The 13,625-nt window shown below is 68.2% G+C and carries 10 protein-coding genes; 4 read left to right on the top strand and 6 right to left on the bottom strand.

What is annotated here, in order from left to right; genetic code table 11:
* Window positions 1–21: 21 nt before the first annotated feature.
* The 6 genes from minC to AzCIB_RS13175 form a co-directional block, all read right to left on the bottom strand.
* Window positions 22–801 (bottom strand): septum site-determining protein MinC, encoded by a 780-nt coding sequence (minC, locus tag AzCIB_RS13200; RefSeq protein WP_050416316.1) that lies wholly within the window; start codon window positions 799–801, stop codon window positions 22–24.
* 106 nt (window positions 802–907) lie between these two features.
* The gene (hslO, locus tag AzCIB_RS13195; RefSeq protein WP_050416315.1) at window positions 908–1,792 is read right to left on the bottom strand and encodes an Hsp33 family molecular chaperone HslO; all 885 of its coding nucleotides are present in this window, start codon (window positions 1,790–1,792) and stop codon (window positions 908–910) included.
* Entirely contained in the window at window positions 1,789–2,157 is a 369-nt protein-coding gene (locus AzCIB_RS13190) for an ArsC family reductase (protein WP_050418367.1), read from the bottom strand. Before AzCIB_RS13190 ends, hslO begins: the two co-directional genes overlap by 4 nt.
* Before the next feature lie 25 nt (window positions 2,158–2,182).
* Window positions 2,183–4,519, bottom strand: a complete 2,337-nt coding sequence (locus tag AzCIB_RS13185; RefSeq protein ID WP_050416314.1) for a Tex family protein — start codon at window positions 4,517–4,519, stop codon at window positions 2,183–2,185.
* 113 nt (window positions 4,520–4,632) lie between these two features.
* The gene (locus AzCIB_RS13180; RefSeq protein ID WP_050416313.1) at window positions 4,633–5,481 is read right to left on the bottom strand and encodes a D-hexose-6-phosphate mutarotase; all 849 of its coding nucleotides are present in this window, start codon (window positions 5,479–5,481) and stop codon (window positions 4,633–4,635) included.
* Window positions 5,482–5,490: 9 nt separating this feature from the next.
* A complete protein-coding gene (locus AzCIB_RS13175; RefSeq protein ID WP_050416312.1) occupies window positions 5,491–8,184 on the bottom strand; it encodes a bifunctional acetate--CoA ligase family protein/GNAT family N-acetyltransferase in 2,694 nt (897 codons plus the stop codon).
* 304 nt (window positions 8,185–8,488) lie between these two features.
* On the opposite strand from AzCIB_RS13175, the gene AzCIB_RS13170 reads away from it, so the two are divergent.
* The 4 genes from AzCIB_RS13170 (at window position 8,489) to AzCIB_RS13155 (ending at window position 13,557) form a co-directional block, all read left to right on the top strand.
* Window positions 8,489–9,949: an NAD-dependent succinate-semialdehyde dehydrogenase gene (locus AzCIB_RS13170; RefSeq protein WP_050418366.1), complete on the top strand. Its 1,461-nt coding sequence runs from the start codon at window positions 8,489–8,491 to the stop codon at window positions 9,947–9,949.
* A complete protein-coding gene (locus tag AzCIB_RS13165; protein WP_050416311.1) occupies window positions 9,946–10,521 on the top strand; it encodes a class I SAM-dependent methyltransferase in 576 nt (191 codons plus the stop codon). The genes AzCIB_RS13170 and AzCIB_RS13165 overlap by 4 nt, the downstream gene beginning before the upstream one ends.
* A 223-nt stretch (window positions 10,522–10,744) precedes the next feature.
* A complete protein-coding gene (locus tag AzCIB_RS13160; RefSeq protein WP_050416310.1) occupies window positions 10,745–11,818 on the top strand; it encodes a P-loop NTPase family protein in 1,074 nt (357 codons plus the stop codon).
* A complete protein-coding gene (locus AzCIB_RS13155) occupies window positions 11,818–13,557 on the top strand; it encodes an ABC transporter ATP-binding protein (RefSeq protein WP_050416309.1) in 1,740 nt (579 codons plus the stop codon). The genes AzCIB_RS13160 and AzCIB_RS13155 overlap by 1 nt, the downstream gene beginning before the upstream one ends.
* The last annotated feature ends 68 nt before the right edge of the window (window positions 13,558–13,625 follow it).

Genomic DNA, 13,625 nt, shown 5'->3' with positions numbered 1-13,625 from the left:
TCCTGAAAGTGTGCACTGCGCTCAGCCGAGTTGCAGCGATTCGATGTCTAGTTTCTGTTCGGCGCCGCCGGCCGTAAGTCGCACGAGAGCCGGCCGGCCGGCGACGGAGGCGGGAATGCCCTGTTCGAAGGTGCGGTAGATGCCCGCGATGGACACCAGCTCGGGACCGAAATTGGTCGTCACGATGCGGGCCTCGGTGTTTCCGTGGGCGCCGGCCAGTGCGCGGCCGCGCAGCGGGCCGTAGCAGTGGATGCTGCCGTCGGCGATGACTTCGGAGCCGTTGCTCACCCCGGCGAGGAGTACGAGGTCGCCGCCGCGGGCATACACCTGCTGGCCGGAGCGCAGCGGGCGGTCGATGTAGAGCGTGTTCCCGCCGGGTGCCGGTGCCGCCGCTGGGGGCGGTGCGGGCTGTGCGGCCGGAGCAGATTCCGGGCGCGCCTGCGGGGCGGGGGCGGCGGTGCCCTGGCGCTCACGCAGTTCGGCGCCATCCAGGATCGCCAGGCCTGCCTGACGCGCCGACGTGGCGAGAGCCTCGGGCAGGTTGCGCACGCCGACGGGTTGCAGCCGGTAGCGGCGGAACAGGCTCGCGAGGCCGACCCAGTCGATGCGTTCGGGATGCGAGCTCACGCCGGAGAAATCCAGCACGGCCGCTTCGCCGTTGAAGAAGTCGGGCATGCCGCCGAGCATCAGGTGCAGGGCGTCGGCAAGCCGTGCCGGTTCGGTTTCGCGCAGGACCGCGATGGTGGCACCGAGCGTCGCGTTGCGGAACTCGATCGAACGGGCGGCGTTGGGTGCGGACATGGGTGCGGAGAGGCCGAAAAGCTTTAAAGTCTACTGACGACAGGGGAATCGGGCAAGGCTCTCGCGGTGCATGCTGTCATGCACCGTCAGCGCCTTGCAGGGCGGTTCAGTGCAGGGTCGGGGGCGACTCGATGCTGCCGGGTCCGGACTCGAAGAATTCGTCGATTTCGTCGGGCTGGAAGCGGTATTCGTGGTTCGAAAGGTCGTCGCGCACGATCAGTTCGCCGTGTTCGGCGTAGATGCTGCGGACTTCGCTTTCGCCGAGTGCGCGCAGCATCGCGATGATCTTGTCGCGGTCGGGCGGAAAATCGTGGATCACAGGGCGCGCGTCGTACAGACGCACCGTTTCCTCGGCGAACAGACGGCCGAGCAGGGTCTCGGGGTCGAGCGCGAGGAGTTCCTCGCGCGTGACGGTCTGAGCGAACTGGTGCGCGCGCGACCACCCGTCCTCGTCGCGCGCATCCGCGCCGGGCAGCTTCTGCAGGAACAGTGCGGCGGCGGCGTCCTTGCTGCACGCGAGCCACAGGCCGGCCGGCTGCTGTTCGGACTGCTGCAGGTAATGCTCGAACACCGCGGCGATGCTGTTGCCTTCGAGCGGGACGAGGCTCTGGTAAGGCTGGTCCATGCCCTCGACGTCCAGCGTGAGCTGCAGGATGCCGTCGCCGACCAGTTCCGACAGGCGGTCGCCTTCGGGAACGTGGTCGTCGAAGGCTGCGAAGCCGCGCAGGTTCAGGGCCTCGTTGCAGTCGATGACGAGCAGGCGCACCGGGCCGTGGCCCTGCACCTGGAAGGTGAGCCGGCCCGCCTGCTTGAGGTTGGCGGAGATCAGCGCGGACACGGCGCTCATCTCGCCGAGCAGGGTGCCGACGTTGCGCGGGTAGTCGCGGCCCTTCTGCAGCGCCTGCCAGACGTCGTCGAGGCGCACGACCGCGCCGCGGATGTCGAGGTCTTCGAGCAGGAATCGGCGCACGTAGCTCTTGTGGTCCTTCATGGTTGGGCTCCTTCCCGGGCGAATAGCGCCACGAGGCGTTCGGGGTCGAATCCGGCGATGGTGTCGCCCGATGCGGTCTCGATTACCGGCCGGCGGATGACGCTGGTGTGCGCGGCCATCAGTGCGATGGCGTCTGCGGCACAGGCGATGGTCTGCTGCGCGGGATCGAGTTTGCGCCAGGTGGTGCCGCGCGTGTTGACCAGGGTCTCCCAGCCGAGTCGGTCGCACCAGCGTGCGAGCGTATCGGGGGAGATGCCGGATTTGCGGTAATCGTGGAAAGTGTAGGCGATGCCCTGTGCGTCGAGCCAGGCAAAGGCCTTCTTCATCGTATCGCAGTTCTTGATGCCGTAGATCGTCGTGTTCATCGTCATGCTGTCGTTGGGGCGGCGCTTACTTGCGCAGCGCGCGCGCCAGCGCGTCGGCCATCGCGCCGGCGGCGGCGGGGCGGTCGTTGCCGCGCGCCGCGCCGCGCGGCGTGCTGCGGTCCTGGCGCGGAGCGTCGCTGCGGCCACGCGGTGCGTTGTCGCGCGCGCCGCCGGTCGGGCGGGCTGCGGTCGGTTCGTCGCTCATGCGCATCGTCAGCGCGATGCGGTTGCGCGGGAGGTCGACTTCCAGCACCTTCACCTTGACGACCTGGCCGGCCTTCACGACGCTGTGCGGATCCTTCACGAAGCGCTCGGACAGCGCGGAGATATGCACGAGGCCGTCCTGATGGACGCCGATGTCGACGAAGGCGCCAAAGTTGGTGACGTTCGTCACGACGCCTTCGAGCATCATCCCCGGGGCGAGATCCTTGAGTGTCTCGACGCCATCGCGGAACGAGGCGGTGCGGAATTCCGGGCGCGGGTCGCGGCCGGGTTTCTCGAGCTCGGCGAGGATGTCCTGCACGGTCGGCAGGCCGAAGCGGTCGTCGGTGAATTCGACCGGGCGCAGCGTCTTCAGGAAGCTCGCGTTGCCCATCAGTTCGCGCACGTTCTTGCTGACCTTGGCGAGAATGCGCTGGACCACCGGATAGGCTTCCGGGTGCACCGAGGAGGCGTCAAGCGGGTTGTCGCCGTTGGGGATGCGCAGGAAGCCGGCGGCCTGTTCGAAGGTCTTGGGGCCGAGGCGCGGCACCTTCTTCAGCGCGTCGCGGCTCGGGAAGGGGCCGTTGGCGTCGCGGTGCTCGACGATGTTGCCGGCGAGCGTGGCGTTGAGGCCGGAGATGCGCGCGAGGAGCGCCGCCGAGGCGGTGTTTACGTCAACACCGACGGCGTTCACGCAGTCCTCGACGACGGCATCCAGGCTCTTCGCGAGGCGCGACTGGTTGACGTCGTGCTGGTACTGGCCGACGCCGATCGACTTGGGGTCGATCTTGACGAGTTCGGCGAGCGGATCCTGCAGGCGGCGGGCGATCGATACCGCGCCGCGCAGGGACACGTCGAGATCCGGGAATTCGCGTGCGGCGAGCTCGGACGCGGAATACACGGACGCGCCGGCTTCGGACACCGTGACCCGGGTCAGGCGTAGTTGCGGCAGCGCTTCCATCAGGTCCGCGACGAGCTTGTCGGTTTCGCGCGAGGCGGTGCCGTTGCCGATGGCAACCAGGTCTACCGCGTGCTTTTTCGCCAAGGCGGCCAGCGTCGCGAGCGAGCCTTCGCGGTCGCGGCGCGGCTCGAAGGGGTAGATCGTCGCGGTATCGACGAGCTTGCCGGTGCGGTCGATGATCGCGATCTTCACGCCGGTGCGGATGCCGGGGTCGAGGCCCATCGTGCAGCGTGCGCCGGCCGGGGCGGCGAGCAGCAGAGCCTTGAGGTTGCGTGCGAACACGCGGATCGCTTCCTCTTCGGCACGCTCGCGCAGTTCGTTCATCAGTTCGAGTTCGAGGTGTAGCGAGATCTTGACGCTCCACGCCCAGCGCACGCTGTCGCGCAGCCAGCGGTCGGCCGGACGGCCCTGGTCGCGGATGCCGAAGCGTGCGGCGATGCGGCCTTCGCAGGGGTGAGGCGCGTCCGGGTCGGGCTGGTCGACGGTGAGCGCGAGGCGCAGCATGCCTTCGTTACGGCCGCGTAGCAGCGCCAGCGCGCGATGCGAGGGCATGGTGGCGACGGGTTCGCGGAAGTCGAACCAGTCGCGGAACTTCGCCCCCTCGGTTTCCTTGCCTTCGATGACGGTCGAGCTGACCTGGCCGTTTTCCTGCAGCCAGGTGCGCAGCGTGCCGAGCAGTTCGGCGTCTTCGGCGAAGCGCTCGATGAGAATCTGCCGCGCGCCGTCGAGCACGCTCTTGATGTCGGCGAAGCCCGCTTCCGCATTGAAATAGCGTTCCGCTTCGGCCTCGGGGACCAGGGTGGGGTCGTCCAGCAGGGCCAGCGCGAGCGGCTCGATGCCGGCCTCGCGGGCGATCTGCGCCTTGGTGCGGCGCTTCTGCTTGTATGGGAGGTAGAGGTCTTCGAGGCGCTGCTTGGTTTCGGCGGAGGCGATCTCAGCGGCCAGCGCGTCGGTCATCTTGCCCTGTTCGGTGATCGACGCGATCACGGCGGCGCGGCGATCCTCGAGCTCGCGCAGGTAGCCGAGGCGTTCTTCGAGGTTGCGCAGCTGCGTGTCGTCGAGGCCGCCAGTGACTTCCTTGCGGTAGCGGGCGATGAAGGGCACGGTGGCGCCTTCGTCGAGGAGCTGGATGGCGGCGACGACCTGGCGGGGCTGGGCGGCGAGTTCTGCGGCGAGGCGATGTTCGATCGGGGGAAGCATGGATTCTGGCGGGCGCGTGCGCGGGCAGCGCCGTTTGTCGGGAGAGAGGGGGGCGATGGTGCAACAGGCGGGCTTGCCTGTGCAAGCGCCGCCCGGTTGCAGGGAGTATCGCGTCAGAGCGCGATCAGGCTCTGGCGTCCGACCCAGCTTTCGCCGGCGTCGAGCTCGATGCGCCGGCGCGCGGCGGCGGCCTCGACGCACAGCATGTGGCGGAAGCCGTTGGCGGGGATGTCGGCGAGCGCGGTGCAGCGCTCTTCCCAGGGGTTCCACACGACGACGTCGGGGAAACCGTCTGCGTTGATGCCCAAGCTGCGGCCGCCGTCGCGCAGCAGCAGCGGGCGCTTCACGTCGTGATAGATGCGGTCGGTCTCGTCCTCGACCACGAGGACGTCGCCGGAGTCGCGCTTGACGCGGTCTTGGTCGGCGGAGTCGCGGTAGTCGTGGCCGTAGAGGCCTTCGAGGCGTGCGTTCTCGACTTCGCGCACGCGCAGGTAGGTGTGCAGTGCCGCGGTGAAGGCGAAGGGGGCGTGGCCGGTGTTCTCGACTTCGAATTCAACGTCGAGGCGCTCGCCGTCGACGACCACGGTCAGTTCGGCGACGAAGTTCTGCGGCCAGATCGCCCAGGTCTCGTCGGTCTCGGTGAAGCGCAGCGTGACGAGTGCGTAGTCGTCACCGGTGCGTTGCTCGTTGACGACCCAAGGGCGGGTGCGCACGATGCCGTGCTTCGGGAGCTTGCCGAGTCCTGCGAACTGCGGAAAGCACACAGGGATGCCGCCGCGGATTGCCGTGCTGCCGTCATAGACGGCGGCGGGGCTGAGATAGAGGCGTTCCTCGCTGCCGGCAGGGATCCACGACAGGATCTGGGCGCCGAACAGCGACACGACGGCGCGGGAGCCCGCCTGGGTGGCGAGCGCGAGCGCCGGCTGGCCGTGGAAGTCGATGGTTTCGATGGTGGCTGGCATTGCTGGCGTTCAGTCCTGCAGCGCGAGCACGCCGAGCTTGACGGTGCTGTCCTCGGGGTCGCTCGAAAGCACGAAGCCAAGGCCCTGCACGAACTTGAGCATGCGCTCGTTGTTGGCCAGGAATACGCCGTTCATGTACAGCAGGCCCTTGTTGCGCGCGGTCTCGATGAGCACGCCCATGAGCTTGCGCGCGAGGCCGCGGTGCTGCCAGTCGTCCGCGACGACGACCGCGAACTCGCAGGATTCGCCGTCGGGATTGACTGCATAGCGGCACACGCCGACCTCGACCTCGGTCACATCGCCTTCGCCCGGAATCGTCGCGAGGAAGGCCATTTCGCGGTCGTAGTCGATCTGCGTCAGGCGCGCGACCATCGCGGGCGGCAGTTCGCGCATCGTGTTCATGAAGCGGTAGTACTTGGACTCCGACGAGAGCTTGCGCACGAACTCGACTTCGAGCTCGGCGTCTTCGGGCTTGATCGGGCGGATCGTGACGACGGTGCCGTCGGGCTGCGTCCAGGTGCTGGTGAGCTGCGAGGGGTAGGGGTGGATCGCCATATGGGCATAGCGGTCCACCGACGGCGAGATGTTCTCGACCGTGACGCGCGCGTCGACGGCGACGGCGCCGTGTTCGTCGACGATGAGGGGGTTGATCTCCAGCGTCGTGATCCACGGCAGTTCGCAGACCATTTCCGACACGCGTAGCAGCACGAATTCCAGCGCCTCCATGTCAACGGGCGGCATGGTGCGGAATTCGCCCAGCAGGCTGGCAACCCGCGACGACTTGATGAGGTCGTGCACGAGGTAGTTGTTCAGCGGCGGCAGCGCGACTGCGAGATCCTTGTTGGCTTCGACGCGGTTGCCGCCTTCGCCGAAGGTGATCACCGGTCCGAAGACGGGGTCGCGGCGCACGCCGACGACCAGTTCGCGGCCGTTGCGCTTCATGATCATCGGCTCGATGGCGACGCCGTTGATGGCGGCGTCGGGCTTGTTGCGGCGGACGTCCTCGAGGATTTCCTGGTAGGCGGTGCGTACCGCGGCAAGGCTGCCGAGATTCAGGCGCACGCCGCCCGAGTCGGCCTTGTGGATGATCGACGGCGAGTCGATCTTCATGACGACGGGCAGGCCGATCTCTTCGGCCAGCACCATTGCCTCGGTCGCGGAGCGGGCCACGACGGTCTGCGCGATGGGGATGCGGAAGGCCGCGAGCAGCGCCTTGGATTCCATCTCGTTGAGCACCTTGCGGCGCTCGGCCAGCGCGGTCTCGATGACGAGGCGGGCACTTTCGATGCTCGGCGGCTTCAGATGCGACAGCGAGGCCGGTGTCTGCATCAACAGCTTCTGGTTGCGGTAGTACGCGGACAGGTGGCTGAAGAGTTCTACGGCCGGTTCGGGCGTGCGGAAGGTGGGAATTCCTGCGGCTTCGAAGACCTTGCGGCCGTCGCGCACGAGGTCGTCGCCCATCCAGCAGGTGACGACCGGCTTGTCCGCCGTCTTTTCGATTTCGACGATGGCCTCGGCGACCGCAGTGGGGTCGGTGATCGCCTGGGGCGTGAGCATGACGAGCACGCCGTCGACGTTCGGGCCTTCCAGGACGGCCTGCAGCGTCTTCGTGTAGCGATCCACATCGGCATCGCCGAGCATGTCGATGGGATTGGCGCGCGACCAGCCGTGGGGCAGGATCGTGTTGAGCTTTTCCATCGTCCCGTCGGAGAACTCCGAGAGCGGGATTCCGAGGTCGGCAGCACGGTCGACCGCCATGACGCCCGGTCCGCCGCCGTTGGTGATGATCGCGAGGCGGTTGCCGCGTGGGCGGAAGTGCGAGAACAGTGCGTTGGCGGCGGCGAAGAGCTGGCCCATGTTGTACAGGCGGATCACGCCGGCGCGGCGCAGGGCGGCGTCGAACACAGTGTCGTCGCCGCTCATCGAGCCGGAGTGCGAGCGGATCGCGCGGGCGCCCTGCGGATGGCGGCCGACCTTGATCAGCAGCACGGGCTTGACCCGCGCGGCGCCACGCAGCGCACTCATGAAGCGGCGTGCGTCACGGATGCCTTCGACGTACATGATGATGCTCTCGGTGCGCGGGTCCGAGATCATGAATTCCAGGATTTCGCCGAAGTCGATGTCGCTCGAGGAGCCGAGCGAGACGACGGTGGAGAAGCCGATGTTGTTCGGCTTGGCCCAGTCGAGGATGGAGGTGACGAGCGCGCCGGACTGCGAGATCAGGCCGATCGTGCCCTTCAGTGCGCTGACATGCGCGAAGGTCGCGTTCAGGCCGAGCTCGGGACGCATGATGCCGAGGCAGTTGGGGCCCAGCAGGCGGATGCGGTAGCGGCGTGCGGCCTCGACGACGTGGCGCTCGAGGGTGGCGCCGCGCGGGCCGCTTTCCGAAAAGCCGGCGGACAGGATGATGATCGCCTTGACCCCGGCGCGGCCGCAGCTTTCGACTACGGTGAGGACCTTCTCCGCCGGCACGGCGATGACGGCCAGGTCGAGGCGGTGCGGCACGTCTTCGACGGACTTGTGGCACGGCACGCCGAGCACGGATTCGTGCCTGGGGTTGACCGCGAACAGGCGCCCGCGGAAGCCGGCGTCGAGCATGTTGCGCACGACCACGTGGCCGATAGAATTTTCGCGCTCGCTGGCACCGATGACCCCGACCGATTTCGGTTCGAGCAGCGGGCTGAGGTAGTGCTTTTCTTTCATTGTCATTTGCCTGGATCCAGGTTCGCCAGTGGCCGTCGGCGTGTTGTGGCACGTCGCCGGTCATGCCGTGTGAATCGTGTCCGTGGTGATGCAGTCTGGTTCACCGTACGTGAAACTCAAGTTTACCGCAGTGCACAAATCTTATTGTGACATAAACGCTAACGATATCGGATCAGTACGAACCGCAGGGCCGGCCGATCGCAGGCGGCGTGCGGCGAGGCGCCGTCCGTGCGCACACGCGGCGGCGCGACTAGAATCAACGTTCCTCAGGGCTTTTCGGGTTACACGGACACACTTTTCCATGATGAAAGATATCGCCGACTACCCCAATTTCCGCCGTCAGGCATACATAGATGGCTGCTGGTCGGATGCCGATTCGGGCGCGACCTTCGCCGTTCGCAATCCGGCCACCGGTGAAACGATTGCGCACGTTCCCGACATGGGCGCGGCCGAGACGGCGCGCGCCATCGCCGCGGCGAACGCGGCGCTGCCTGCGTGGCGACGCACGCTGGCGAAGGAGCGCGCGGCGCTGCTGCGACGGTGGTTCGCGTTGATTGTGGACGCGGCCGACGAACTTGCCGCGATCATGACCGCGGAGCAGGGCAAGCCGCTGGCGGAGGCGAAGGGCGAGGTGACGTATGCGGCGTCCTTTGCCGAGTGGTTCGCCGAGGAGGCGAAGCGCACCATGGGCGACGTGATCCCGACCGTGGGCCAGGACCGCCGCCTGCTGGTGATCCGCCAGCCGGTGGGGGTGTGCGCGGCGATCACGCCGTGGAATTTCCCCGCGGCGATGATCACGCGCAAGGTCGCCCCGGCGTTCGCCGCCGGCTGCACGGTGATCGTGAAGCCCGCGGAACAGACGCCGCTGACGGCGCTGGCGCTGATGGCGCTGGCCGAGAAGGCCGGTTTCCCGAAGGGGGTGTTCAACGTCGTCACCGGCGATCCGGTGGCGATCGGCGGCGAGCTCACTTCGAGCCCCGTCGTGCGCAAGCTGTCCTTCACGGGTTCGACCGAGGTGGGCCGCTTGCTGATGGGGCAGTGCGCGCCGACGCTGAAGAAGCTGTCGCTGGAGCTCGGCGGCAACGCGCCCTTCATCGTCTTCGATGACGCGGACCTGGATGCCGCGGTGGAGGGCGCGATGGGGTCGAAGTACCGCAACGCCGGCCAGACCTGCGTGTGCGCCAACCGCCTGCTGATCCAGTCGGGCATCTACGACCGCTTCGCCGAGCGCCTCGCCGAGGCGGTGAAGGCGCTGCGGGTCGGCCCGGGAACCGCGGACGGGGTGAATGTCGGGCCGCTGATCGACGAGGCGGCCGTCGCCAAGGTCGAGCGTCACATCGCGGATGCGGTGGGGAAGGGCGCACGCGTGATGACGGGGGGCCGGCGCCATGCGCTGGGCGGGTCCTTCTTCGAGCCCACGGTGCTGGCCGACGTGACGCCGGCGATGCGCGTCGCGCGCGAGGAAACCTTCGGCCCCGTGGCGCCGCTGTTCCGCTTCGATACCGAGGAGGATGCGATCCGTATGGCCAACGACACGGAGTACGGCCTGGCGGCGTATTTCTACTCGCGCGACGTCGGGCGCATCTTCCGCGTCTCGGAGGAGCTCGAATACGGCATGGTCGGCGTCAATACCGGGCTGATGTCGAACGAGGTGTCGCCCTTCGGCGGCATCAAGCAATCCGGCCTCGGGCGCGAGGGTTCGGTGTACGGGATCGAGGAGTATCTCGAGATCAAGTCGATCTGCGTGGCGGGCATCGATCGATGAGCGAGGCGATCGCGCTCGGCCACCCACAGCCGACGGAGACGTCGGCGTGGGTGCGGCGCTTTATGCCGCTGGTGGCGCCGGGCGGCACGGTGCTCGATTACGCCTGCGGCGGCGGACGCCATGCGCGCCTCTTTGCCGCGCGTGGCTTTCGCGTCGTGGCCGTGGACCGCAACGCCGAGGCCCTCGCAACGCTGGAGGGGGTGCCGCGCATCGAGTCGCGCTGCGAGGATCTCGAGGATGGCCCGTGGCCGCTGGTCGATGAGGTCTTCGACGCGGTGGTCGTCACGAACTATCTGTTCCGTCCGCGCTTCGCCGATCTGCTTGCCTGCGTGGCGCCGGGGGGCGTGCTGATCTACGAGACTTTCATGCTGGGAAACGAACGCTTCGGACGCCCCGCGAGTCCCGAGTTCCTGCTGCGGCCGGGCGAGCTGCTCGGATGCCTGGGAACGGGTTTCACGGTGCTGGCGTTCGAACAGGGGGTCGTGGAGCGGCCGAAAGCGGCGGTCGTGCAGCGCGTGTGCGCGGTCAGGCGGGCGGCAGATGCGGTCGCGCTGCCGCCTGCATCGGAGTGAGCTAATGCGTGGGTAGCATCCCCCGAACTTGCCGCAAGAAGTGGGCGATATGCCCCATGTGGGGCATATCCCTCTAGGCCGCGAAATGGCCGTATCGGCGGCGAAGGGGCGCGGTCATTGAGGGCGGGAAATTTTTCCATCGGTGGCACGGCGCGTGCATAGGGAGTAGCGAACCCGGCACTCGAGTCCGGGGATAAGCAGCCAACCGCCCCGGAGGCCGAACATGAATACCCCCAACGTCACCGTCCTCAATGCCAACCGTGTCGCCGGACTGAAGACGCCGTACGCGACCCGCCGCGTCCCGACGTCAGCCTTCGTGACGCTGCTCGGCGGCGCGCGTGTCCCGCGCGTCGGCGACCTGATCCTCGCGCGTGTCGACAAGCTCGGGCAGCACCGCCATCTGGAACTCGCCTGCGGACGGCGGGCGCGTCTGTACGAGGGCGACGAGATCGTCCTGGCCTATGGCAACCGTTACGCGCCCGACCAGTTCGAGGCCGAGGTGCCGTCCGACCTCGGCCCCTGCCACATGGTCGCCGGTGGCGGCGTGGCGGCGCGCGTGATCACGCGTCACGACAAGATGCGCGGTGCGACGGTGGTGCAACCGCTGGGGCTGCTGGGCGACCGCAGCGGCCGGCCGCTCAATCTCGCCGACTTCGCCCTGGATGCGCCACGCACCGACGGTCGCCGGGCCTTCACGGTCGCCGTGGTGGGCACCTCGATGAACGCCGGCAAGACCGAGACGGCATCGAACCTGATCCGCGGTTTTGCCAGTGCCGGGCTGCGCGTCGGGGCGGCGAAGGTGACGGGCACGGGGGCCGGCTGCGACGTCTGGATGATGGTCGATGCGGGCGCGCAGAGGGTGCTGGACTTCACCGATGTCGGGCTGCCGTCCACCTACCTCGCCGAGCCGCGCGAGGTGGAACGGGTGATGGGCACGCTGCTGGATGTGCTGTATGCCAGCGGCGTCGACGTGGTGGTGTTCGAAGTCGCGGACGGCCTGTACCAGCGCGAGACGGCGCAGTTGCTGAAGTCTCAGGCGTTTGCACGGGCGGTCGACGCGGTGGTCTTTGCGGCCGGCGATGCAATGGGTTCGGCCGGTGGCGTGCAATCCTTGCGCGCGATGGGCTTGCCCGTGGTCGCAGCGAGCGGCCTGCTGACGGCTTCGCCGCTGGCGATGCGCGAGGCCGCGCATGCGACCGGGCTCGAAGTGCTCGATCTCGATGCGCTGCGCAGCCCCGGCATCCTCGACTTCATGGGGTTTCGGGCTGCGGAAAGCCTCGCAGTGGGAGCCATGTGATGCCGGGCGCAGCGTCGGCCGTGCCGCGCATGTGGGCCGGGGCGCGGCGCGCGATGCTAGCGGGGCTGGGCCTCAACGGCATCGCACAGGCCGTCGCGGCGCTGGCCTGCGCCTGGTTGACGCATCGTTTCTTCGAAGTGGTGATCGATCAGCGCACGGGGGGCTCGGGGCTGGCGCTCGCGCTGATTGGCGGGCTGTTGGGCGCGGGGGCAGTGCTCGCCGCCCTGCGCGTGCTGGAGCGGGTGCAGGCCGAGCGTCTGGGGCAGGATTACGCTTCGGAACTGCGGCTCGCGCTGTACGACAGCATGGCCGGGCAGTCGCCGCGGCGAATGCAGGCGCGCAGCCGCGGCGCTACGATCCTGCGTTTCGTGGGCGATGTAAAAGGAATCCGGCGCTGGATCAGCCTTGGTTTGCCGAAAATTGCGGTCGGCGTGCTGAGCGCAAGCGTGGCCTTGTCCGTGCTGGCCCTGGTCAATGGCGTCATGGCCTTCGCCGCGAGCGCGGGCTTCATCGGCGCGGCGGTCACGCTGGCCGTTCTCAGCGCACGGGTCGATCCCGCCGTGCGGGAGGCGCGGCGGCGGCAGGCACGCCTCGCTGCGAACGTGAATGACAAGATCGGCGGTATCGCCGTGGTGCAGGTGTTCGATCAGGTCGCACGCGAGCGCGCCCTGATCGAGCGGCAGGGGGCGGGTCTCGCCGACGCCATGGTCGCGCAGACGCGTGGCATGGCCCTGCTGAAATCCGCTGCGGAATTCAGCTCGTCCTTCGCGACCGCTGGGGTGCTCCTCGCGGGTGCGATCGAGGTGGCGACGGGTGAGCTGAAGGCTTCGCAGGTCGTGGGCGCGATGACTGCAGTCGGCCTGATCTCGCCGGCGTTCCGCGACTTCGGCCAGGCCCTGGGCTACTGGCGCTCGGCGCGCGTGTCGACGGAGAAGCTCGCCGCCTTCCTTGCAGCGCCGCGGTTCGCGACATCGCTGCAGGACAATGGCAATGCCTCTGCGGGGCCGCTTGCGGCGTGCGGCGGGGCGGTCGATATCGAGTTCTGCGACGTGTCGAGCGGGACCGCATTGCGAAACTTCAGCGCGCGCGCCCCCGCGGGGGCCATGGTCGCGATCGTCGGACCGAGCGGGGCGGGCAAGTCGACCCTGCTCGGCATGGCGGCCCGCCTGCTCGAACCGGACAGCGGGGAGGTTCGCATCGCCGGGGCACCGATCGGGCACTATCGGTTGTCCGAACTGCGCCACGCGTTCGGCGTCGTGATGCCCGACCTGCCGCTGCTGCGCGGTTCGATCGAGCGCAATCTGCGCTATCGCTGGCCCGACGCGCCGGATGCCGAAGTCGCCCGCGTGGCCGGTCTGTGCGGCATCGACGAACTGCTGGCGGCCATGCCGGACGGCGCGCGCACGCGCGTCGCGGATGCGGGGGTGAATCTGTCATACGGACAGCGTCAACGCATCGCCTGGGCGCGGGCGCTGCTCGGAAATCCGTCCGTTCTGCTGCTCGACGAGGCCGACGCAAACCTCGATCCGGCTGCGGCACGCGGTCTCGGGCGGATTCTCGACAGTTTCGGCGGGACCGCGCTGATGGTGACGCACAGCTATGCGCGGATGATCCAGGCTGACCTCGTCTGGTACGTCGAGGCCGGACGATTGCTCGAGTCCGGCACGCCGGAAGAGCTGATGGGCCGGGTGAGCCGAACGCGGCGCCTGTTCCAGCGTGAAGCCAATGCGGCGGGGTGAGCACATGATCTGTTCGTCCTGGAGTGCACCCTCGAGCGATCCGCCTGCGGTGCTGGTCCTTGCCCCTT

This window comes from Azoarcus sp. CIB (assembly GCF_001190925.1).
Classification (GTDB): Bacteria; Pseudomonadota; Gammaproteobacteria; order Burkholderiales; family Rhodocyclaceae; genus Aromatoleum.
Note: the sequence above shows the minus strand (reverse complement) of the source record. Positions and strands in the feature narration are given on the sequence as shown.

Excerpts from the sequence above, each read along its gene's own strand:
- AzCIB_RS13185 (WP_050416314.1), bottom strand. The coding sequence starts at position 4,519 with ATGCTTCCCCCGATCGAACATCGCCTCGCCGCAGAACTCGCCGCCCAG.
- AzCIB_RS13170 (WP_050418366.1), top strand. The coding sequence starts at position 8,489 with ATGAAAGATATCGCCGACTACCCCAATTTCCGCCGTCAGGCATACATA.
- AzCIB_RS13160 (WP_050416310.1), top strand. The coding sequence starts at position 10,745 with ATGAATACCCCCAACGTCACCGTCCTCAATGCCAACCGTGTCGCCGGA.
- AzCIB_RS13190 (WP_050418367.1), bottom strand. The coding sequence starts at position 2,157 with ATGAACACGACGATCTACGGCATCAAGAACTGCGATACGATGAAGAAG.
- AzCIB_RS13165 (WP_050416311.1), top strand. The coding sequence starts at position 9,946 with ATGAGCGAGGCGATCGCGCTCGGCCACCCACAGCCGACGGAGACGTCG.
- hslO (WP_050416315.1), bottom strand. The coding sequence starts at position 1,792 with ATGAAGGACCACAAGAGCTACGTGCGCCGATTCCTGCTCGAAGACCTC.
- AzCIB_RS13155 (WP_050416309.1), top strand. The coding sequence starts at position 11,818 with ATGCCGGGCGCAGCGTCGGCCGTGCCGCGCATGTGGGCCGGGGCGCGG.
- minC (WP_050416316.1), bottom strand. The coding sequence starts at position 801 with ATGTCCGCACCCAACGCCGCCCGTTCGATCGAGTTCCGCAACGCGACG.
- AzCIB_RS13180 (WP_050416313.1), bottom strand. The coding sequence starts at position 5,481 with ATGCCAGCCACCATCGAAACCATCGACTTCCACGGCCAGCCGGCGCTC.
- AzCIB_RS13175 (WP_050416312.1), bottom strand. The coding sequence starts at position 8,184 with ATGAAAGAAAAGCACTACCTCAGCCCGCTGCTCGAACCGAAATCGGTC.